General features: G+C 50.1%; 18 protein-coding genes. 13 read left to right on the top strand and 5 right to left on the bottom strand.

Annotated elements, in window-relative coordinates:
* Nucleotides 1-398 precede the first annotated feature (398 nt).
* Together ampG and EVX52_RS21540 are read right to left on the bottom strand one after the other, a co-directional pair.
* Nucleotides 399-1,877 (bottom strand): muropeptide MFS transporter AmpG, encoded by a 1,479-nt coding sequence (gene ampG, locus EVX52_RS21545; protein WP_129992085.1) that lies wholly within the window; start codon nt 1,875-1,877, stop codon nt 399-401.
* 148 nt (nt 1,878-2,025) lie between these two features.
* Nucleotides 2,026-2,604: a lipoprotein gene (locus tag EVX52_RS21540; protein ID WP_129952839.1), complete on the bottom strand. Its 579-nt coding sequence runs from the start codon at nt 2,602-2,604 to the stop codon at nt 2,026-2,028.
* A 328-nt stretch (nt 2,605-2,932) separates the two neighbouring features.
* Here EVX52_RS21540 and bolA point away from each other — a divergent pair, with 328 nt between their 5' ends.
* The 9 genes from bolA to EVX52_RS21490 all read left to right on the top strand — a co-directional run bounded on the left by bolA (nt 2,933) and on the right by EVX52_RS21490 (nt 13,633).
* Nucleotides 2,933-3,247: a transcriptional regulator BolA gene (gene bolA, locus EVX52_RS21535; protein WP_112151718.1), complete on the top strand. Its 315-nt coding sequence runs from the start codon at nt 2,933-2,935 to the stop codon at nt 3,245-3,247.
* Between the two features lie 433 nt (nt 3,248-3,680).
* Entirely contained in the window at nt 3,681-4,985 is a 1,305-nt protein-coding gene (tig, locus tag EVX52_RS21525) for a trigger factor (RefSeq protein ID WP_129952838.1), read from the top strand.
* A gap of 414 nt (nt 4,986-5,399) precedes the next feature.
* Nucleotides 5,400-6,023, top strand: coding sequence for an ATP-dependent Clp endopeptidase proteolytic subunit ClpP (gene clpP / locus EVX52_RS21520; protein WP_013576640.1), 624 nt, complete (start codon nt 5,400-5,402; stop codon nt 6,021-6,023).
* Between the two features lie 208 nt (nt 6,024-6,231).
* Nucleotides 6,232-7,506, top strand: a complete 1,275-nt coding sequence (gene clpX, locus EVX52_RS21515; protein ID WP_095924953.1) for an ATP-dependent protease ATP-binding subunit ClpX — start codon at nt 6,232-6,234, stop codon at nt 7,504-7,506.
* 191 nt (nt 7,507-7,697) lie between these two features.
* Nucleotides 7,698-10,052, top strand: coding sequence for an endopeptidase La (lon, locus tag EVX52_RS21510; RefSeq protein ID WP_129952837.1), 2,355 nt, complete (start codon nt 7,698-7,700; stop codon nt 10,050-10,052).
* Between the two features lie 216 nt (nt 10,053-10,268).
* Nucleotides 10,269-10,544 carry a nucleoid-associated protein HU-beta gene (gene hupB / locus EVX52_RS21505; protein ID WP_013576637.1) on the top strand — a complete coding sequence of 92 codons (276 nt, stop codon included), beginning with the start codon at nt 10,269-10,271 and terminating at the stop codon, nt 10,542-10,544.
* 165 nt (nt 10,545-10,709) lie between these two features.
* Complete coding sequence (gene ppiD / locus EVX52_RS21500; RefSeq protein ID WP_129992084.1) at nt 10,710-12,590, top strand: peptidylprolyl isomerase; 1,881 nt, start codon at nt 10,710-10,712, stop codon at nt 12,588-12,590.
* Between the two features lie 139 nt (nt 12,591-12,729).
* Complete coding sequence (locus EVX52_RS21495) at nt 12,730-13,113, top strand: helix-hairpin-helix domain-containing protein (RefSeq protein WP_129952835.1); 384 nt, start codon at nt 12,730-12,732, stop codon at nt 13,111-13,113.
* A 118-nt stretch (nt 13,114-13,231) separates the two neighbouring features.
* Nucleotides 13,232-13,633 carry a YbgC/FadM family acyl-CoA thioesterase gene (locus tag EVX52_RS21490; RefSeq protein WP_129952834.1) on the top strand — a complete coding sequence of 134 codons (402 nt, stop codon included), beginning with the start codon at nt 13,232-13,234 and terminating at the stop codon, nt 13,631-13,633.
* Between the two features lie 109 nt (nt 13,634-13,742).
* On the opposite strand, the gene queC is transcribed toward EVX52_RS21490, so the two are convergent.
* Together queC and EVX52_RS21480 are read right to left on the bottom strand one after the other, a co-directional pair.
* Entirely contained in the window at nt 13,743-14,441 is a 699-nt protein-coding gene (gene queC, locus EVX52_RS21485) for a 7-cyano-7-deazaguanine synthase QueC (protein ID WP_129952833.1), read from the bottom strand.
* 109 nt (nt 14,442-14,550) lie between these two features.
* On the bottom strand, nt 14,551-16,263 hold the full coding sequence (locus EVX52_RS21480) for an SgrR family transcriptional regulator (RefSeq protein ID WP_129952832.1): 1,713 nt from the start codon (nt 16,261-16,263) through the stop codon (nt 14,551-14,553).
* 193 nt (nt 16,264-16,456) lie between these two features.
* On the opposite strand from EVX52_RS21480, the gene cof reads away from it, so the two are divergent.
* Entirely contained in the window at nt 16,457-17,275 is an 819-nt protein-coding gene (cof, locus tag EVX52_RS21475; protein WP_129952831.1) for an HMP-PP phosphatase, read from the top strand.
* Between the two features lie 172 nt (nt 17,276-17,447).
* Here cof and EVX52_RS21470 read toward each other — a convergent pair whose 3' ends face one another.
* Nucleotides 17,448-18,491: a PLP-dependent cysteine synthase family protein gene (locus EVX52_RS21470; protein ID WP_129952830.1), complete on the bottom strand. Its 1,044-nt coding sequence runs from the start codon at nt 18,489-18,491 to the stop codon at nt 17,448-17,450.
* A gap of 120 nt (nt 18,492-18,611) precedes the next feature.
* Between EVX52_RS21470 and EVX52_RS21465 the strand changes: the two genes are divergently transcribed.
* The 3 genes from EVX52_RS21465 to EVX52_RS21455 all read left to right on the top strand — a co-directional run bounded on the left by EVX52_RS21465 (nt 18,612) and on the right by EVX52_RS21455 (nt 22,768).
* Complete coding sequence (locus EVX52_RS21465) at nt 18,612-19,067, top strand: Lrp/AsnC family transcriptional regulator (RefSeq protein ID WP_129952829.1); 456 nt, start codon at nt 18,612-18,614, stop codon at nt 19,065-19,067.
* Between the two features lie 136 nt (nt 19,068-19,203).
* Nucleotides 19,204-20,976, top strand: a complete 1,773-nt coding sequence (locus tag EVX52_RS21460; RefSeq protein WP_129992083.1) for a SmdA family multidrug ABC transporter permease/ATP-binding protein — start codon at nt 19,204-19,206, stop codon at nt 20,974-20,976.
* A complete protein-coding gene (locus EVX52_RS21455) occupies nt 20,936-22,768 on the top strand; it encodes a SmdB family multidrug efflux ABC transporter permease/ATP-binding protein (protein ID WP_238485910.1) in 1,833 nt (610 codons plus the stop codon). The genes EVX52_RS21460 and EVX52_RS21455 overlap by 41 nt, the downstream gene beginning before the upstream one ends.
* Nucleotides 22,769-22,798 lie beyond the last annotated feature (30 nt).

Raw genomic sequence — 22,798 nt, 5'->3', positions numbered from 1 at the left:
CTTCAGGTGTGCGGGCATTTTACGGGAAGGTTGCAGGACTGTAAACACGCTTAAACAAGTGTCAAAGCGCTGTTGACACTTTATGTTAACGCAGTCACACATGTCACGGAACGTGACAATTTACAGTCGGCAACAATATGTTGCGTATGGATTTTTTTCTATAGTGATGAAAAACAAGGAGTGACAGATTTTGACATTATAATTACCGTGCGATATCGCATCGGTAGGTTTAATTAATGTTAAATTAATGTAGACAGCAGGTGAAATAAAAGCACAAAAAGCACGAAAGAAAATTATCCCTGAAAATATTATTTTTTCTGGATTTAATTTATTGCCTCATATGTAGAGATAATTTGTTAAATGAAATACGCCATTCATTTCGAATGAATGGCGGTAAATCAGGCACGTGCAGTACGGCGCAGAGATAAAAAATCGAGCAGGCTGCCTAAAATAACGCCAGTCAGGCAAATGATGGCACCCGCTTGTAACAGGATTGTCGCCAGACTTTGCCAGGATGCCCATCCGGCACTGTCGATTATCAGCGTGAGCAGCCAGAGTACCAATAACACGCTGCCCGTCAGCATGCAACGTAACGCCCAGCGGTACGGGGCGGCGAAGTGAATGCGTGGCAGGAAAGCCTCTGTTTTTTGAGTGTATTCAAGAGTCTGCCGGCAAACTGCAAGCAGTAACAAGCCGGGTATAGCGGCCACAATCGAGAAAAGATAAAACCAAGGCCAGCCGTAAGCTTCAACGAACCATCCGGCAATCGGCCCGACATATACGCGTCCCACGGCAGACAATGCTGAAAGCAGCGCAAACTGGGTGGCAGAGAATGACCGATTACACAGTGTCATGAGCAACGCCACGAATGCAGCTGTCCCCATACCGCCACACAGGTTCTCAAAGAAAATCGCCGCGCCCATGGTGGTTAAATCTTTATCGGTAATGGCCAGGATCCAGTAACCGGCGTTGGAAACAGCCTGTAAAATCCCGAACAACATGAGTGCGCGGAACATGCTCAGACGCTGCATTAACATTCCGCCAAATAAGGCGCCGATAATCGTTGCCATCAGCCCGAGCGTTTTATTTACCAGCCCGACCTCCCCGGCATCAAAGCCAACGCCACGGATTAAAAATGTTGTACTCAGGCTACCTGCAAAGGCATCGCCCATTTTGTACATGACGATAAGCAGCAAAATCAGCCAGGCATTGTTGCGGCCGAAAAAATCTTTAAGCGGGGAGATAACAGCCATCTCAATACTGCGAGGCGCGGGTTGGGCGTTTTGAGGTTCCGGTGCTAACAGGGTAGCGAGAACGCCTATCAGCATCAGACCCGCCATCAGCCAGTACATATGCTGCCAGCCGAGATACCGGTCAGCCAGCCATAACGCCAGTCCCCCTGAGACCAGCATCGCCAGACGGTAACCCAGGACCGACACGGCGGCACCATTTCCGCGTTCTTCCGGTGGCAGTACATCGGTTTTATACGCGTCGAAAACGATGTCCTGCGACGCCGAGGCGAAGGCGATCAGTACGGCCAGCGCAGCCAGCCAGAATAAGTCTTTTGAGGGATCCATAAATCCCATCGCGAAAATCGCCACGACCAACAGCAACTGCGTCAGGATCAGCCATCCTCGTCTGCGCCCGAGAAAAGAGGGGGTATAGCGATCCATCATCGGCGACCATAAGAATTTAAACACGTAGGCCTGACCTACCAGCGAAAAAATACCGATGGTTTTCAGGTCGACATTTTCGACCGTCATCCACGCTTGCAATGTGCCGGACGTCAGCGCCAGGGGTAAACCGGAAGCGAAGCCCAGAAGCAATAAAATGACCGTATTGCGTTGCGTGAAAATTTTAAAGTACTGACTGATCATGAAAATTGTGTTCCTGCGAACCGTTGAGAGAGTGGCGCACATGCATAATAAAGGAAGGGATACATTTCAGGAAAGATAATCGCTGGCTGTAAAAAGCATTCTGCCCGGACGAGCCGGGCAGAATTCATCATGTAAACTTCAGCTGAACTTAACGGGCGTTTGCTTTGATGAAGTCGCTGATGCTGGTATCTGACGCCATGTCACTGATGACATCGCCTAGTGTGGTGTTAACGGCATTGGTGATTTTTGCGTTAGTCGCAGACAGTGCACCCTGAACGTTATACGTCGAGCGGTAGTTTTTTACCTGCTTGCTGCCGTTTTTCGCCGTCGCGATGATAGAAATATCGGCTTTGGTGGTGATGTTATAACGCAGGTTCCCTTCCTGAACGTCAGCATACAGTTTGTTCACCACAATTTGCAGATCAACGGCACCGTCAGCACCGACCATGTAGCCCCGGGCAGTCATTTGCTTCTCCAGAGATTCCTGCAGCAGGAAGCGAAGATCACGTGACGGGGTCAGGGAAATCAGCTGACCATCGCGGTTCACTTTCGCCAGTGCCTGATCCTGACGCTGGTCAGCACCATTAATGCTGATAGTAATCCCCTGCAGGGTAGGATCCTGGGAAGGCAGAACAATTTTCGGGGAAACATCCAGCGTGTTAGTGCTGGTAGCGCAACCCGCCAGCATAAAGAGCGCCAGAACAGGGAAAATAATTTTCTTTAGCATGTGTATTTTCTCAATATTAATAAGGGAATAGTGCTCAAAAATTTGCCGACATCATAACATTGCCATTTGCCGGGGGAAGTCCCAACAATCCGGAAAAATGTGTTTTTCGCGTTTTTTTTCAGCAAAGTCACAGTAAAGCGGCGAACGGCTGACGTCATCCGTGGCTAAGCGGCACTTTATTTGACAGACTGAGCGGCATTTTTATCAATCCGCAGCAGAAATTTATTCTTCTGGTGTGCATAGAATCTGGAAAGCCGCCTATCATTATAAAAGGATAGGGGTACCAGACAGGCGCAGTTCTCTGCTGATGCGGTGTAAGGAGATTGCTATGATTCGTGAGCAAATAGAAGCAAAATTAGTTGAAGCATTCGAACCTGCGTTTCTGGAAGTGACTGACGAAAGCTATCGTCATAATGTCCCGGCAGGCTCTGAGAGCCATTTTAAAGTGGTCATGGTGTCCGATAAGTTTATCGGGGAGCGTTTCCTGGCGCGCCATCGAGCCATCTACGGGAAATTAACCGAGGAGCTGGCAGGCAGTGTACATGCGCTGGCTTTGCACACGTATACCTTGAAAGAATGGGAAGGCTTACAGGATACGGTACCGGCTTCACCGCCATGTCGTGGTGCGGGCACAATGGCCTGACAGTGGCGATCTGATTCACAAAAGGCATAAATATCGGCATTTGACACGGTAAAACTGGAACTTTCCTTGTCAGATGCGGTATTAGTAGGTGCGAATTTCAAGAAACGGCCTGCGGGCCGTTTTTGTTTTTCTTCTGACGGACTGACGGCAAGAGGTTTGTGCCTCTGAAATGACCGCATTTTTCGAAGGATCGAGTCCCGTGTGAGTTTCCCTCCCGCGCATCAGAGACCGTCCTCGACTCAATGCGTATGCGCCGCTATAATGTCGCGTCTAATTTTTCCGGAATGGTTTCGGACGCTCTCGAATACAGGGCTACGTTCTGATACAGAACTGTCCCGGTTCTTAGAAGTCGTTTTCAAGGTAAGTTTGCGCTCATCTTGAGAACGACTTCTGGAGTTGACCGAGCACTGTGATTTTTTTTTGAGGTAACAAGATGCAAGTTTCTGTTGAAACCACTCAAGGCCTTGGGCGCCGCGTAACGATTACTGTTCCTGCTGAAAGCATTGAAAAAGCAGTGAGCAGTGAACTGATCAACGTCTCTAAAAAAGTACGTATTGACGGCTTCCGTAAAGGCAAAGTACCCAGCCATATCATCGAACAGCGTTACGGCGCATCAGTACGTCAGGACGTACTGGGTGATCTGATGCAACGCAATTTCGTTGATGCGATCATCAAAGAAAAAATCAATCCAGCTGGCGCACCTAACTATATCCCGGGTGAGTACAAGCAGGGTGAAGACTTCAACTTCTCCGTAGAATTTGAAGTGTACCCGGAAGTTGAGCTGAAAGATCTGGAAAACATCGAAGTTGAAAAACCGGTTGTTGAAGTTAACGACGCTGATGTTGACACCATGCTGGAAACTCTGCGTAAGCAACAAGCGGACTGGAAAGAAACTGATGCTGCTGCCACTGCTGAAGACCGCGTAACTGTTGATTTCTCCGGTTCTATTGACGGTGAAGAATTCGAAGGCGGTAAAGCTTCTGATTTCGTACTGGCTATGGGCCAGGGCCGCATGATCCCAGGCTTCGAAGACGGTCTGGTTGGTCACAAAGCCGGTGAAGAATTCACTATTGACGTGAACTTCCCGGAAGATTACCACGCTGAAAACCTGAAAGGTAAAGCGGCTAAGTTTGCTATTACCCTGAAGAAAGTTGAACAACGTGAGCTGCCAGAGCTGACGCCAGAATTCATCAAACGTTTCGGCGTGGCTGATGGTTCTGTAGAAGGTCTGCGCGCTGAAGTGCGTAAAAACATGGAACGCGAGCTGAAAGGTGCTGTTCGTAACCGCATCAAAACTCAGGCAATTGACGGTCTGGTCAGCGCTAACGAAATCGACGTGCCATCTGCATTGATCGACGGCGAAGTGGATGTTCTGCGTCGTCAGGCTGCACAACGTTTTGGCGGCAACGAAAAACAAGCGCTGGAACTGCCACGCGAATTGTTCGAAGAGCAAGCTAAGCGTCGTGTCGTTGTCGGTTTGCTGCTGGGCGAAGTCATCAGCCAGCACGAACTGAAAGCTGATGAAGATCGCGTTAAAGCGCTGATCGAAGAAATGGCATCAGCGTACGAAGATCCACAAGAAGTGGTTGAGTTCTACAGCAAAAATAAAGAGCTGATGAACAACATGCGTAACGTCGCGCTGGAAGAACAAGCGGTCGAAACTCTGTTGTCTAAAGCGAAAGTGACCGAAAAGGCCACGACTTTTACTGAGCTGATGAACCAGACTCAACCTGCATAATTTTAATACACATTGCTGAACCTGTTTACAGGTTTGCTTCCAAAGCCCGCAGTTTTTACTGCGGGCTTTTTATTTCCTGAAAATCAGGTATTTTTGTTTTTGACTGTTGTTTTTGCACTATATTTATCAATATAAGGCACAGCCGACGTAGAAACCGTTGACCGCCCCCCTCAGGATGGTTTTTTACGGAGCCTGGGGCGCGTCAAAAAAAGAAATGTCCCTGCAGGCTTGAAAAAGGGGGCAATTTCCCCCATTGATAAGAACTAACCCAGGTAAATTTGTACTTAAAATCTGACTGATAAACACCGTCAGGCGTGTAAATGGCGACTTGGCCGCTTGAGCATAGTCATGTGTGCCTATCTCAAGTAGAATTGATGTTAAATAGCGCCAAACAGAATCTATTAGGAGACGGTTATGTCATACAGTGGTGAAAGAGAGCAATTTGCACCAAACATGGCGTTGGTACCCATGGTGGTTGAGCAAACTTCACGGGGCGAGCGTTCATACGACATCTTCTCCCGTCTGCTTAAGGAACGTATCATCTTCCTGACCGGTCAGGTCGAAGACCATATGGCTAACCTGATTGTTGCCCAGATGCTATTCCTGGAAGCAGAAAGCCCGGAAAAAGACATTTATTTGTATATCAACTCACCGGGTGGCGTGATCACTGCCGGTATGTCGATTTATGACACCATGCAGTTTATCAAACCAGATGTCAGCACGATTTGTATGGGACAAGCATGTTCAATGGGTGCATTCCTGCTGACAGCCGGGGCTGAAGGCAAACGTTTTTGCCTGCCAAACTCACGGGTAATGATCCACCAGCCACTGGGTGGTTTCCAGGGTCAGGCGACAGATATCGAAATCCACGCTAAAGAAATCCTGAAAGTGAAATCTCGTATGAATGAACTGATGGCGAAACATACGGGAAAATCTCTTGAAGAAATAGAGCGTGACACTGAGCGTGATCGTTTCCTGTCCGCTGATGAGGCTGTACAGTACGGGTTAGTAGACTCCGTATTTACCCATCGCGCCTGACGGCTTATTTCTGCCGGGCTGATGGTCTATAGTTATACTCATACGGTCGTCTCAACGGCAGAGCTTGAGCCACTAAAGCTCTGCTGAAATGAGTCATAACAGGAATGAACAGACATCAGCCAAACAAACATGCGGCTGTTGTGTAATATAGTGGTGTCGTGGTGTTATTGTTACGCTGCGGGACTGATACCAGAGAAGAGGTTTACTGATGACAGATAAGCGCAAAGACGGTTCAGGAAAGCTGCTGTACTGCTCTTTTTGCGGCAAAAGCCAGCATGAAGTTCGTAAGCTGATTGCCGGGCCGTCAGTGTATATCTGCGATGAATGTGTCGATTTATGTAATGACATTATTCGCGAAGAGATCAAAGAAGTCGCGCCACACCGTGAACGCAGTGCACTACCGACGCCGCATGAAATCCGTCAGCACCTTGACGATTATGTTATCGGCCAGGAACCTGCGAAAAAAGTGCTGGCAGTGGCGGTCTATAATCACTACAAGCGCCTGCGTAATGGCGATACCAGCAACGGTATCGAATTAGGTAAGAGCAACATTCTGCTGATCGGGCCGACCGGTAGTGGTAAAACGCTGCTGGCTGAAACCCTGGCACGTTTCCTGGATGTGCCATTTACGATGGCCGATGCGACCACCCTGACCGAAGCCGGTTATGTGGGGGAAGACGTCGAAAATATCATTCAGAAACTGCTACAGAAATGCGATTACGATGTTCAGAAAGCGCAACGCGGTATTGTTTATATCGATGAAATCGACAAGATTTCCCGCAAATCGGACAACCCATCGATCACGCGTGACGTGTCCGGTGAAGGTGTTCAGCAGGCGCTGTTGAAACTGATTGAAGGCACGGTGGCTGCCGTTCCACCGCAAGGCGGACGCAAGCATCCACAGCAGGAATTCCTGCAGGTTGATACCTCGAAAATTCTGTTTATCTGTGGCGGTGCTTTTGCCGGCCTGGATAAAGTCATCGGACAGCGTATCAATACCAATACCGGTATCGGTTTCGGTGCCGAAGTGAAAGGCAAAGAGCAGAAAGCGACGGAAGGTCAGTTACTGGCTCAGGCAGAACCTGAAGATTTGATCAAATTTGGTCTGATCCCAGAGTTCATTGGCCGTCTGCCTGTGGTGGCGACCCTGAGTGAGCTGAATGAAGAAGCTCTGATTCAGATTCTGAAAGAGCCGAAAAATGCGCTGACTAAGCAATATCAGGCATTGTTCAATCTGGAAGGCGTTGAACTGGAATTCCGGGACGAAGCACTGACGGCGATCGCGAAAAAAGCCATGGTCCGTAAAACCGGGGCACGCGGTCTGCGTTCCATTGTGGAAGCTGCATTGCTGGATACTATGTATGATCTGCCATCTCTCGAAGATGTCGAGAAAGTGGTTATTGATGAATCCGTGATTGCGGGTCAGTCAGAACCTCTGATGATTTATGGCAAACCAGAAGCGCAACAAGCATCTGGCGAATAATTAGCCAATCTATCCAGAGAGTTAGCCACGAAATGGGGGATTTTGTCCCCCATTTTTTTTTCGCACATTCTTATCGTTGAATGTCGGACATTCATCCCCATATACTCAGTTAACGACTTGCTGAAACCCGTCTGACTCGTGTTTCACGAGATTTCCTTAACCTGGCGGAAGCTAAACTAAGAGAGAGCTCTATGAACCCTGAGCGTTCTGAACGCATAGAAATCCCCGTATTGCCTCTGCGCGATGTGGTGGTTTATCCGCACATGGTGATCCCGTTGTTTGTTGGCAGGGAAAAATCGATACGATGCCTCGAAGCCGCGATGGATCACGACAAAAAAATCATGCTGGTGGCCCAGAAAGAAGCCTCAACAGATGAGCCGGGCGTTAACGATCTCTTCTCCGTGGGTACGGTTGCCTCAATATTACAAATGCTGAAGCTCCCGGACGGCACGGTCAAAGTGCTGGTGGAAGGGTTACAACGCGCGCGTATTACGACACTTTCTGACAGTGGCGAGCATTTTGCTGCCCAGGCGGAATACCTGGAATCTCCGGCTGTGGATGAACGCGAGCAGGAAGTTCTGGTGCGGACTGCGATTAATCAGTTTGAAGGTTACATCAAACTGAACAAAAAGATCCCGCCGGAAGTGCTGACTTCGCTCAACAGCATTGAAGACGCTGCACGTCTGGCTGATACCATCGCTGCACATATGCCACTGAAACTCGCTGACAAACAATCTGTGTTGGAAATGTTTGATATCACCGAGCGTCTGGAATATCTGATGGCGATGATGGAATCGGAAATTGACCTGTTGCAGGTTGAGAAACGCATTCGCAATCGTGTCAAAAAACAGATGGAAAAAAGTCAGCGTGAGTACTATCTGAACGAGCAAATGAAAGCGATTCAGAAAGAACTCGGTGAAATGGATGACACACCTGACGAACACGAAGCGCTGAAACGCAAAATCGAAGCGGCCAAAATGCCGAAAGATGCGCGTGAAAAAACCGAAGCTGAGCTGCAAAAACTGAAAATGATGTCGCCGATGTCCGCCGAGGCCACGGTTGTCCGTGGTTATATCGACTGGATGCTTCAGGTGCCATGGAATGCCCGCAGCAAAGTTAAAAAGGACTTGCGCAAAGCACAGGAAGTTCTGGATACCGACCATTATGGTCTGGAGCGTGTCAAAGACCGCATTCTGGAATATCTCGCTGTGCAGAGTCGTGTCAGCAAAATTAAAGGGCCTATCCTCTGTCTGGTGGGGCCTCCGGGCGTGGGTAAAACCTCACTGGGTCAGTCAATCGCACGCGCGACTGGCCGTCAGTATGTGCGAATGGCGCTGGGTGGCGTACGTGATGAAGCGGAAATCCGCGGTCACCGTCGTACCTATATCGGTTCCATGCCGGGCAAACTGATCCAAAAAATGGCTAAAGTAGGGGTTAAAAACCCGCTGTTCCTGCTTGATGAGATCGACAAGATGTCATCGGATATGCGTGGCGATCCGGCCTCTGCCTTGCTGGAAGTCTTGGATCCGGAACAAAACGTGGCGTTCAACGATCACTATCTGGAAGTCGATTATGATCTATCAGATGTGATGTTTGTGGCGACCTCTAACTCCATGAATATCCCGGCTCCGCTGCTGGACCGTATGGAAGTGATTCGTCTTTCCGGTTATACCGAAGACGAAAAATTGAACATCGCCAAACAGCATCTGTTACCGAAGCAGCTTGAACGCAATGCGCTTAAGCAGAACGAACTGACTGTGGATGACAGCGCAATCATCGGTATTATCCGTTTCTATACCCGTGAAGCGGGTGTACGTAGTCTGGAACGTGAATTGTCGAAACTGTGCCGTAAAGCGGTTAAGCAATTGCTGATGGATAAAGACACCAAGCATATTGAAATCAACGGCGACAACCTGAAAGATTTCCTGGGTGTGCAGAAGGTCGATTATGGCCGTGCTGATACCGAAAACCGTGTAGGTCAGGTTACAGGTCTGGCGTGGACCGAAGTGGGTGGCGAACTGCTGACCATCGAAACGGCCTGCGTACCGGGCAAGGGTAAGCTGACTTATACCGGTTCTCTGGGGGAAGTCATGCAGGAATCTATTCAGGCCGCGCTGACGGTTGTCCGTTCACGTGCAGACAAACTGGGTATTAACCCTGACTTCTACGAAAAACGTGATATTCACGTTCACGTACCAGAAGGGGCAACGCCAAAAGACGGTCCGAGTGCGGGTATTGCTATGTGTACCGCGCTGGTGTCTTGTCTGACAGGCAACCCCGTTCGTGCAGATGTTGCGATGACCGGTGAAATCACGCTGCGTGGTCTGGTTCTGCCAATTGGTGGTCTGAAAGAAAAACTGCTGGCAGCCCATCGTGGCGGCATTAAAGTGGTTCTGATCCCGGACGACAATAAACGTGATCTGGAAGAAATTCCGGCAAACGTGCTGGCAGATCTTGAGATCCACCCGGTAAAACGCATTGATGATGTTCTGAACATTGCACTGCAAAATCCGGCCTACGGCGCATTGCCGGTGGCAGCAAAATAGTGACTTCAGCTTACACAGTTGAATAAAACTGAGGCTGGCAGGTGAAATCTCACTTGCCAGCTTTTTTTTGTGCCGTTAACTTAGTCAACGGTCATAGAGTTTCAGGCTGCTTTCAGTCGCTTGCATCGCTCTGACAAGATTGATATAACAGCAGCGCGGTCACGTCCGTAGGGAAAATGCGCCGTGATGAACGAATTTTAAGAGGGGATGATAAGAGTGAATAAGTCACAATTGATCGACAAAATTGCTGCAGGCGCTGATATTTCTAAAGCCGCAGCGGGACGTGTTTTAGATGCTGTTCTTGCATCTGTCACTGACACCCTGAAAGCTGGGGATGAAGTAGCTCTGGTTGGTTTTGGGACTTTCTCTGTGCGCGAACGTTCAGCACGTACTGGTCGTAACCCACAGACCGGTAAAGAAATCAGCATTGCAGCGGCTAAAGTGCCTGGCTTCCGTGCAGGTAAAGCGCTGAAAGATGCCGTTAACGGTTAATTACCCGCAGACTGACGTCGAAACTGTGTGAAGCGCATCACTGATGCTTTTTCATTCAGGTCTGGTTGTTAAACAATAACCTGACGTCATCGGGCTGGTAAGGTAAGATATAAGGCGCATCGAAAACGGTGCGCTTTTTTTATTACAGCGGAGTGTTGCCACACTATGATGGACAATTTACGCGCGGCCGCCAATCACGTCGTGCTCAAAATCATTCTGGCCCTGATTATTCTGTCCTTTATTTTGACAGGGGTGGGCAACTACCTGATCGGCGGTTCAGGCGACTATGCAGCGAAAGTGAATGGTCAGGAAATAGGACGTGCTCAGCTGGAACAGGCAGTTCAAAACCAGCGTAGCCGTTTGCAACAGCAGCTTGGAGATCAATTCTCTGCGCTTGCGGGCAGCGACGGTTATATGCAGCAATTACGCCAGGAATCCCTGAGCAATCTGATTGACGTCACGTTGCTGGATCAGTATTCCAAAAAATTAGGCATTACCGTCAGCGATCAGCAGATCAAAGACGCGATTATTGCCACCCCGCAATTCCAGACTGACGGGCGTTTCGACAACACTAAATATCTGCAAAGCATCCAGGGTATGGGATACACCGCCGATAATTTTGCGCAGCTGATGAAACAACAACTCATCAGTCAGCAGCTGGAACAGGCCTATGGCCGGTCCGATTTCGTTCTGCCTGTGGAAAGCAAATCATTGGGTGAGCTGATTCTTCAGAGCCGTGATGTGCAGACTGCCACAGTGGATACCGATGCACTGGCAGCTAAACAGCAGGTCACTGATGCTGAATTGCAGGCATTCTACGATCAGAACAAGAACAACTTCCTCTCGCCTGAACAGGTGAAAGTCAGCTACATCGAAATGGATGCAGCGGCCATGCAGGGGAAAACAGATGTGTCGGATGCGGATATCAGCGCTTATTACGACCAGCATAAAAGCGAATTTGGTCAGCCTGAACGACGTCGCTACAGCGTTATTGTCCTGAAATCTCAGGCTGATGCTGATGCTGTGGCCGCCGAGCTGAAAAAAGGCACCGATTTCGCGGCGCTGGCTAAGTCTAAATCGACCGACACCCTGAGTGCCAAACAGGGGGGGGATCTGGGCTGGATGGAACCTGAAACCACGTTACCCGAATTTAAAAATGCCAATCTGACTACGAAAGGTCAGGTCTCTGGTGTGATTAAATCTGACAGCGGCTTCTTCATTCTGCGCCTTGATGATGTGACGCCTGAGCAGGTCAAACCGTTAGCTGACGTTCGCAACACGATTGCAGACAAGCTTAAACAAGAGAAATCACTGGATGCTTACTACGCGCTGCAACAGAAAGTCAGCGAAGCGGCAACCAATGACAACGAATCTCTGGCCTCAGCTGAAGAAGTTGCCGGTACGAAAGCGGTTCACACTGACTGGTTCACCCAAAATCAAATCCCGGCAGGTATTAATTTTAAACCTGTCGTACAGGCGATTTTCGACGGTGGCCTGATTGGTCAGGACGGTTCTCCGGGCAGTAACTCAGACATTATTACCGTTGATGGTGACCGGGCCTTTGTGGTTCGCGTGGATGCGCATAAAGCTGAAGGGGTCAAACCTTTCGCTGACGTGAAAGATCAGGTGACGACGCTGGTGAAGCGGCAGAAAGCACAGGATCAGGCGCGGATGGAAGGCGAGAAATTACTGACCGCGTTGAAAGATGGCAAAGGCGATGATGCCATGAAAGCTGCTGGCCTGACATTTGGCGCAGTCCAGAAAGTACAACGCAGCCAGCAACCTTCCGCATTCGAAGAAAACGTCTACGCGCTGCCTCATCCTCAGAAAGACAAGCCGGTTTATGGCCTGACTCAGGACGATAAAGGCAACAGCGTACTGGTCAAACTGAATGCGGTGACGCCAGGCACCCTTCCTGACGCCGATGCAGTACGTTTTAATCAGGAAATGCAACAGACCTCCTCGAATGTGACTTTTGATGCGCTACTGACCAACCTGCGCCAGGAAGCGAAAATTAAATACGGTTCTGCTGCACAAAACCAGTAAACGCCGCAAAGTTTTGCAACGCGTTGCAACAAACAAAAGGCCGCTTCCGCGGCCTTTTCCACATTTGAAAGTTGCCCATTGTCCGCTTTCTTTGCCTGATGCACTCTCTCCGTGCTGTCAAACACATGGAGGATACAGCATGAAAAAATTAGGCATTACCTCACTTTCGTTAGCGCTGGCGCTGGGGCTTTCTACACTACCTGTAATGTTGCAAGCCGCTCCCAATGCGACCAGTAGCGTGGCGACCACGGCGCCGGCACCGGCGACGGCAGCCAGCAAAAACACTGGCCCGCAAGTGAAAAAGGAGCAAGTAGCCGTCACCGATGAAGGTACCGTAAGCATCAACACAGCGACGGCGGAAGAATTTGCCAGCGTGATGAACGGCGTCGGTATGAAAAAGGCGCAAGCCATTGTCAGTTACCGCGAAGAGCTGGGGAAATTTACGGATATTGAACAACTGCGTGAGGTGCCGGGGATCGGCGCCGCATTGTTTGAGCGTAACAGGGACCGTCTGAAATTGTGACGGATGTCGCGGCGGTGATCCCTTAACGGTTGCCGCCGTTTTCTTCTGCTAATCTCTAAAGACATCTGACCAGTTTGGTCGTATACCTCAGACGACTATCAGGAGTTTTTTAACGATTATGCATACGTTCATTAAAGTTCGCGGTTTTCACATTGATGTTTATCAACACGTAAATAATGCGCGTTATCTGGAGTTTCTTGAAACGGCGCGCTGGGAGTGGCTCGACAATCAGTCGGGTTTCCAGTGGATGAGCCAAAACAAGATTGCTTTCATTGTGGTGAATATCAACATCAACTACCGAAAACCGGCCGTACTGGGCGACGTTCTGCGTATAGACAGCAGCTTGCAGCAACTGAACGGACGCAGCGGTGTTCTCGAGCAGGTTGTTACCTGTGAAGGTGAAGTGGTTGCGGATGCGACGCTGACGTTCGTATGTATCGATTTGCGCACGCAAAAAGCGCTGCCGCTGGAAGGGGAATTGCTCGAACGGTTACGTGAACTGGAACTGGAAAACGATTAACCTTTTCGCTTTATACATAATAACTGCCGCGCGGAAAGAACAAACAGACGGGCGGTTTGTAAGCCGCCCGTTACCGAAAGTCAGTCACTGCAACACCACAACCCTAATACTAGCGCAGCCCGGTTTTATTCTTCATGTTACTCATCACGCCCGCTTGATCCTGCATGTACTGTTGCAAGCCATTGGCGCGCAAATGGCATGCTGCACACTCACCGCAGCCATCACCGGCAATGCCGTTGTAGCAGGTTAACGTTTTATGGCGAACCAGATCCAGTTGCTGATAATAATCAGCCAGTGCCCAGGTTTCGGCTTTATTAAGCCACATTAACGGAGTCTCGAAGCGAACATCGCGTGCCAGACCCAGTGAGACGGCGGCATTCAGCGCCTTAACAAATTCATCGCGACAATCAGGATAACCGGAGAAGTCAGTTTCACACACACCGGTGATCACCGCTTCTGCCTGGATCTGATAGGCATAAATGGCTGCCAGTGTCAGAAATAGGATGTTCCGGCCGGGAACGAATGTACTCGGCAGGCCGCCGTTACTTTCATCATTAAAGTTTGGCACCGGAATATTATCGCGGGTCAGGCTGCTGACAGCCAGTTCGTTTAACAAACCGACATCCAGCAGTTTGTGGGCACGAGCACCCAGTTCCACAGACAGTTTTTGTGCGATCTCGATTTCTGCACGATGACGCTGACCATAATCGAAAGTAACGCAGTGGACTTCGTCATATTGCTGCAGAGCCTGAATCAGGCAGGTTGTTGAATCTTGTCCGCCGCTAAAAACCACCACTGCTCTTTTCATTAAGATTACCTGTTGTTAAAACCATTATCTAAAACCTACTGCGCACCGGGCAGTAAAATTGCCCTAATGTTACTTTCCTTTCCCTTCAGAGTGTAGTGAAACAGCTCCTTCAGGTACTTTCCGTTGGCAGTGGCGGCGGAACCCATGCCTGACAAAAATCGAACCAGCCCCATGCGGTGAGTTGCACTCCGCTGATGCGCGGTGGTGCGCTGACCTGATACTGATAGTTAAACAATGGCGTGACGATGGCTGATTGCATCCACTGAAAAAAATGATCGCGCAGTTCGTCCGAGCGATGATTTTCCAGCGGAATTTGCTGGATAGCGCTAAGGCGTTGTTGCTGGCGGCCATAATCTTCTTCACGCAGAATTCCTGGCCAGAGCGGATCTTGCTGTAACCAGTTTTCCAGTGAGGCATCAGGGGATTCGCCAATCAGGCGATCACCGAGAAGCAGGTCAGCCGAGTCCAGCCGTGCATCATCTTCCCATAGTCGCCCGGCATGATACTTAATCTCCAGTGCACAACCTTCTTCCGCCAGCTTTTTCCGGAGCGCCTTCGCCACCAGCTCGAATTCAACCGGCGGGTGAAACAGTAATGTCAGTTTTGCAGGCAGCGGAACATCCGCATCATCGTGCAAAGGTATTGGCCAGCCAGGCAACATTTCCTTGCTGGCTTTCACCAGATCATGATCGATAGGTAAATTATCCAGCATGCCGCTGCGCTGAATAATACGGACGATTTTACGTGCCTGAGCCTCATTTAACACACCACGTTTAAGATTGGCAGCGATGTAGCAAAATCCCAGGCTGGTACTGCGTCTGACGGGTTTCACACGCGATAATTCATCCTGTTCCCCCAAAATGATCCGCACAGGATGCTGGCAACTGACGTTGCTCTTCTGCGCAAACAGTTGCGGCGTGATCCAAAATTCGATAGCTGCCAGATAAGGGTGCTGCAAGGCGTACAACGTATGTTGTTCCAGCCTGAGAAGTTCGGGCGAAAAGGTAGTCAGGCGAAAAGGGCCTGCACCGATATGCGGGTTATCAGGATGCGATAACAAGCAGTTCAGGTCGGCAAACCGGTGCGCCAGCCAGTAATCAGGTTTATCGAGTTCAAACTGCAGGCACAGTGCGTGCGGCTGTGACAATTTGCTCACGGATGCCAGATTATGTTTACCGCGCGGCGAATTTCTCAGTTGTTCAAAACGCGCCATCAATTGCGCCGTTTTAAGGGGTTCACCGTTATGCCAGAACAACTGGCTGCGCAGGAAAAACTGCCAGGTTTTGCCGTTATTACTGATTTGCCAGTGATGAGCAAGATCGGGCTGAGGGGTTGAATTTCCCGGAATAAAACGTGTCAGCCCTGCATGAATAGTATGGGCAAGATGCTGCTCAGCGCGACCGGTCAGTGTCAATGGATCCAGCGGCTGGAGAGGGCGATAGTAAGGAATGCGCAGTGTGGGCGCATCCTCCTGCCATTGTCCGCCCAAATGCGGTGCGAGCAATGCATTGAGATGGCTCGGATCCAACTGACTAAGTTGCAATGCGGCCGAATGTTCGCCATTTTTCAGCAGTGCCTGCAGATAGGCTCCCCGCAGATCTTCAGGTGTTCTCAGGCAACAGAGCGAGGCGCGTTTCCCGCGGCCGGCTTGCGATTGCCAGTCAATCCAGCCCGCATCCTGAAAATGTGCCAACAGTGTACGGGTATGCCGTTCACTGCAGCAGAATACCTCTGCCAGTTCTGCCACGGTAAACTGAACCGGATGTTGTCCGGTCTTCAGGTATAAACGCTGGAACTGATTTAGCCGGTTTTGCAGGCGCACGATAAACAGGAAGCCTTATTTTTTCAGATTAAATAATCTGCTCAGCCTATCGCACCTATGATGCCCTGGCTTGCAGTGAAGAGCCAAAGTGTGAACTAAAACCGGAACAGTATTCACAAACTGTTCACTATTAGTTCCGCAAATCGCAGTCCATACTTTGACGGTGAAAATCATTCCCTTTCTGAGAGAAAATATGTTCCGTTTAGCTGCATTTGATATGGATGGCACACTGCTTTTACCTGATCACACGCTGGGCGAAAAAACGCTGGCGACGCTACGACAGCTGGCCGAAAAGCCAATAAAACTGACGTTTGCGACTGGCCGTCATTATCTCGAAATGAAAGATATTCTGGCGAATATCGGGCTTGAAGGTTTTCTGATCACCGGAAACGGCACGCGCATTCATGACTTATCCGGGCACCGGCTGCATGCCAGTGACTTGTCCGAAGATTGTGCGCATGAGCTTTTACATACGCAATGGGACACGCCTGCCAGCTTGCATGTATTCCGTGATGACGGTTGGTTTACTGCTCTGGATGATCCGGATTTACTGATCCCGCATCAGTTCAGCGGCTTTCGCTACCAGTTACAGGATCTGCGTTTATTACCTGACTCCGGCAACAGCAAAGTTTGTTTCTGCGCACCGCACGAAACCCTGCTGGCGCTGGTACCGCAACTTGAAGCGCATTTCGGCCCGCGCCTTGACCTGTGTTTTTCAGCGGCAGACTGTCTGGATGTGCAGCCAGCCGGGAGCAATAAAGGCAGCGCTCTGGCGCTTCTTACTGCTGGTCTGGGTATCGATATGTCAGAATGCATGGCATTCGGCGATGCCATGAACGACAAGGAAATGCTGGAAAGTGTCGGGATGGGGCTGATCATGGGTAACGCCTTGCCTGTGCTGAAGGAACGAGCCTCTCATTTACAAATTATCGGACATTGCCGTAATCAGGCTGTGTCTCACTTTTTGCAACACTGGCTGCAGACTCCACACCTCACCTATTCCCCCGAATAATAAGGTATTGCAGCAAGCCGGGTTCACTTTAACTGTCCCGGCTTTTTTCCGTCATACTTCAAGCTGCAAAGGCGTTGGCTGCGTTTGCTCACCCGAATCATTTACTGATGTATGTTCATTGGGATTCACACATTTGCCGCCTGCCTGCAACGCGAATTATTTTTGATAAATATTAGTTAAGTCCTTCCAGTTGTGCCGCATAAACCGAAATATCACCGATATTATTCTCTACCCAGTGATTATCAAAATAGGTATTAAGATAACGTTCGCCGCTGTCGCAAAGCAGGGTAACGATCGAACCGGTTTCGCCTTTCTCTCGCATGTGTTTTGCCAGTTGCAATACTCCCCACATATTGGTGCCAGTCGAGCCGCCGACTTTTCTCCCCAGTACCTGCTCAAGCCAGCGGACGGCAGCAATGCTTGCGGCATCAGGCACTCGCATCATGCTGTCAATGACGTCAGGAATAAATGAGGGTTCGGCACGCGGGCGCCCAATACCTTCAATGCGACTGCTGCATTGTGCATTAACGCTGGCGTCACGTTGCTGAAAATAATCGTAAAAGACAGAGTTTTCCGGATCCACCACCACCAGTTCGGTATCGTGCCCCCGATAACGGATGTAGCGGCCAAGTGTTGCGGACGTTCCGCCGGTGCCGGCGCTCATTACCAGATAACGCGGCACCGGATGTGGTTCGCAGGACATCTGACGAAAAATACTGTCTGCAATATTATTGTTGCCGCGCCAGTCAGTGGCCCGCTCCGCGTAGGTAAACTGATCCATGTAATGGCCGTTCAGTTCTTTCGCGAGCTGCTCCGAGGCAGCATAAATCTGACCGGAGTTTTCGACAAAATGACAGCGGCCGCCATAAAACTCAATTTGTTGAATTTTGCGCGGGGCGGTACAGGCGGGCATCACGGCAATAAAGGGCAGGCCCAGAAGACGCGCGAAATAGGCTTCGGAGATGGCGGTACTGCCCGAAGATGCTTCAATAATCGGTGTATTCTCGCGGATCCAGCCATTACACAGGCCATATAAAAATAATGAGCGAGCCAGACGGTGCTTCAGGCTGCCGGAAGGGTGCGTGCTTTCATCCTTCAGATACAACGAAATTCCGGGAAAATCATTCAGTGCGAGACGGATTAAATGTGTGTCGGCTGAACGCTGATAATCGGCGTCGATTTCTCTGATGGCGTGATTGACCCAGGAATTACGCATGTTGCAGGCTCGTAAGTAAGTTTTGATAAGATAAAGAATAACGTAATCATTAGAGAAATAAGTTACTCTTTTTGCCATGAATACCCTTATTGAGAGAAAATATTTCTCCGGGAGAGCGAGATGATAGATAAAACTGACCGCGCACTTTTATCGTTGCTACAGAAGGATTGCACCCTTTCTCTCAACACACTGGCGGAGGCCGTCAATCTCACGACCACCCCTTGCTGGAAAAGAATAAAGCGTCTTGAAGATGAAGGGATTATTTGCGGGAAAGTGGCGTTGCTCGATGGTGAGAAACTGGGGCTGAGCCTGACGGCATTTGTGCTGATTAAGACGCAGCATCACAACAGCGAGTGGTATCAGCGATTTGTTCAGCAAGTCGAAGCGTTTCCGGAGGTGCTGGGTTTTTACCGGATGGCGGGCGAATACGATTACCTGCTGCAGGTTCAGGTCTCCGATATGAAAAGCTACGATAACTTTTACAAGCGACTTGTGAATGGCATTCCAGGACTGAACGATGTGACCTCAAGTTTTGCGATGGAGCGCATAAAATCGACCACTGCATTGCCGATTTAATGCAAAAGTTGCAGTAAAAAGTTTCATCAGAAACACTTGTTAACTCTGGTATCCTTGTCGGCCTGAAGAGGAAACGGGGAGTTCGGCTGCCGGTTTAACTCAATAAAATCATTATTATTTGTATGGAAAATGCTGCGTGAGATTGTTTGCACAACTGGGCTGGTACTTCCGGCGTGAATGGCGCCGGTATCTGGGAGCCGTCGCCTTACTGGTCATTATCGCCGTTCTGCAATTACTGCCGCCAAAACTGGTGGGGGTCATTATCGATGGTGTTACGTCAAAACAAATGTCTTACAGCATGCTTTTTGCGTGGCTTGGCCTGATGCTGGGTACGGCTGTTGTGGTCTACCTGCTGCGTTATGTCTGGCGTGTGCTGCTCTTTGGCGCGTCTTATCAGCTTGCAGTTGAACTGCGGCAGGACTTTTTTCGTCAGCTGAGTCGCCAGCATCCTGCTTTTTATCTGCGCCATCGCACGGGCGATTTAATTGCACGTGCTACGAATGACGTCGACCGTGTGGTGTTCGCTGCGGGGGAGGGCGTACTGACGCTGGTGGATTCTCTGGTCATGGGGTTGGCGGTACTTATCGTTATGGCAACCCAGATCAGCTGGGAACTGACATTACTCTCGCTGGTGCCGATGCCGGTGATGGCCATCATCATCAAGCGCTATGGCGACCAACTTCATTCCCGCTTCAAGACTGCACAAGCTGCGTTTTCCTCGCTTAACGATCAGGCGCAGGAAAGCCTGACCAGTATCCGCATGATCAAAGCTTTTGGCCTGGAGAATCATCAGTCATCGCAGTTTGCTGACGTGGCTGCGGATACCGGTGCAAAAAATATGCGTGTCGCGCGCGTTGATGCCCGCTTTGATCCGACCATTTATGTTTCTATCGGCATGGCGAATCTGCTGGCCATCGGCGGCGGTAGCTGGATGGTCGTTAATGGTCACCTGACGCTGGGTGAACTCACCAGCTTTGTCATGTACCTTGGCCTGATGATCTGGCCGATGCTTGCGCTCGCCTGGATGTTTAACATCGTCGAACGTGGCAGTGCGGCCTACAGTCGTATTCGTAGCCTGTTGCAGGAAGCCCCCTCTGTTGTGGATGGCATCATCCCCCTACCGGCAGAGCGTGCGGTGCTGGAAGCCCGCATCACTGATTTCCATTATCCGGAAAATAGCCACGCTGCGTTAACGTCGGTCAATTTTTCCCTGCAACCTGGGCAAATGCTGGGGCTATGCGGTCCGACAGGTTCCGGTAAAAGCACGCTGTTGGCACTCCTTCAGCGCCAGTTCGATGTCACTGACGGGGATGTGCGTTATCACGGATTATCCCTTAAAGAAATTCAGCTTGATGACTGGCGTGCCCGTCTGGCTGTTGTCAGCCAAACGCCTTTCCTGTTTTCAGACACTGTCGCGCAGAATATCGCGCTCGGAAGACCTGATGCCACGCAGGAAGAGATTGAAGAAGCCGCGCGTCTCGCCAGCGTTCATGACGATATTCTGCGATTGCCTCAGGGATATGACACTGAAGTCGGCGAGCGTGGCGTCATGCTTTCCGGTGGTCAGAAGCAGCGTATTTCGATTGCACGTGCACTGCTCCTCAAAGCTGAAATTCTGATCCTTGATGATGCTTTATCCGCCGTTGATGGACGGACAGAGCACCAGATCCTGCACAATCTTCGCCAGTGGGGCAGTGACCGTACGGTGATCATCAGTGCTCATCGACTTTCAGCACTGACCGAAGCCAGTGAAATTTTGGTGTTCAGTCAGGGGAGTATTTCACAGCGTGGCAATCATGATCAGCTTGCTGCAGAACCCGGCTGGTACCGCGATATGTTCCGTTATCAGCAATTAGAAGCCGCGCTGGATGATGTGCCGCAGGAAAAGGAGCCGGAACACCGTGGCTGAACAAAAAATAATTAAAATTCAGAAGCTTTGGCCAACGCTAAAGCGCCTGTTAAAATACGGAAAACCCTACACTACACCGCTGTCTTATGCGGTGCTGATGCTATGGATTGCCGCTGCAGCGGAAGTGACCGGCCCTATCTTAATCAGCTTCTTTATTGATCATTACGTGGCTAAAGGTGAGATGCCGTGGGGGAAGGTTAGTTTGCTCGCGTTAAGCTTTCTTTTCCTGCAATTCCTGGCGGCAAGCCTGCATTATTTTCAGGCACTGTTGTTCAACCGTGCTGCGGTGGGTGTCGTTCAGCGCCTGCGCACCGAAGTTATGGATGCTGCACTACGGCAGCCGCTGAGTGCATTCGATACTCAACCTGTAGGTCAGCTGATTTCCCGCGTGACAAACGACACGGAAGTTATCCGTGATTTGTATGTGACTGTGGTATCGACAGTCTTGCGCAGTATTGCCCTGATTGGGGCAATGCTGGTGGCGATGTTCAGTCTCGACTGGCGTCTGGCATCGGTGGCGATTTGTATCTTCCCGGCCGTGTTTGTTGTGATGGGGTTGTACCAGATTTACAGTACGCCGGTGGTGCGCAAAGTACGTGCTTACCTGGCGGATATTAATGATGGTTTCAATGAAGTCATCAACGGTATGAATGTCATTCAGCAGTTCCGCCAGCAGAAAAGATTCGGGGAACGGCTTGCCCGCGCCAGTCAGTCGCACTATATGGCACGTATGCAAACGCTGCGGTTGGAAGGATTCCTGTTGCGTCCTTTGCTCAGTTTATTCTCCTCGTTAATTTTATGTGGTCTGCTCATTCTCTTTGGATTCAGCGCAGAGGGCTCTGTAGGCGTTGGTGTTTTATACGCCTTCATTAATTATCTCGGACGGCTCAACGAGCCTCTGATTGAACTGACCTCACAGCAATCGATTATGCAGCAGGCAGTGGTTGCCGGTGAGCGTATCTTTGATTTGATGGACAGGACGCAGCAGCAGTATGGACCCGATGATAAATTGCTGACCAGCGGTGAGATTGATATCAAAGACGTCAGCTTTGCTTATCTGCCGGATAAATGGGTGCTGGAAAACATTTCTTTGCACGTCCCTTCACGCGGATTTGTCGCGTTGGTCGGGCATACCGGCAGCGGTAAAAGCACGCTGGCAAATCTGCTGATGGGCTATTATCCGCTAAACAAAGGTGAGATCCGGGTTGACGGGCGTAACCTCGCCGATTTATCGCACACCAGCCTGCGTAAAGGTATTGCGATGGTGCAACAGGATCCGGTCGTTCTGGCAGAGTCCGTATTTGCCAATGTCACGTTAGGCCGTGATATTGATGAAGCACAGGTTTGGCATGCGCTGGACATTGTCCAGCTCTCACCGCTGGTGCGCGAAATGCCCGAAGGTATCAATACGCGTCTGGGAGAACAGGGCAATAATCTTTCTGTCGGGCAGAAGCAATTACTGGCGATGGCGCGCGTTTTGGTGCAGGCACCGGAAATTCTGATCCTTGACGAGGCAACGGCCAATATTGACTCCGGCACAGAGCAGGCAATTCAGCGCGCATTACGGGCTATCCGTCAGCAGACTACACTTGTGGTTATTGCACACCGGCTTTCAACGATCGTAGATGCCGATAATATTTTGGTATTGCACCGCGGACAAGCCGTTGAGCAGGGTAATCACTTGCAGCTGCTGGCAGAAAAAGGCCGGTATTATCAGATGTATCAGTTGCAACTTGCCGGGCAGCAATTGGCTTCTGCCGGACAGATTACACCCGCAACAGAAAACGCATAATCTTATGCCGGTGCCGTCTCTCCGCGGTAC

It is taken from the genome of Rahnella sp. CFA14(1/10), from assembly GCF_004195095.1.
Taxonomy (GTDB): Bacteria; Pseudomonadota; Gammaproteobacteria; order Enterobacterales; family Enterobacteriaceae; genus Rahnella; species Rahnella perminowiae.
Note: the sequence above shows the minus strand (reverse complement) of the source record. Positions and strands in the feature narration are given on the sequence as shown.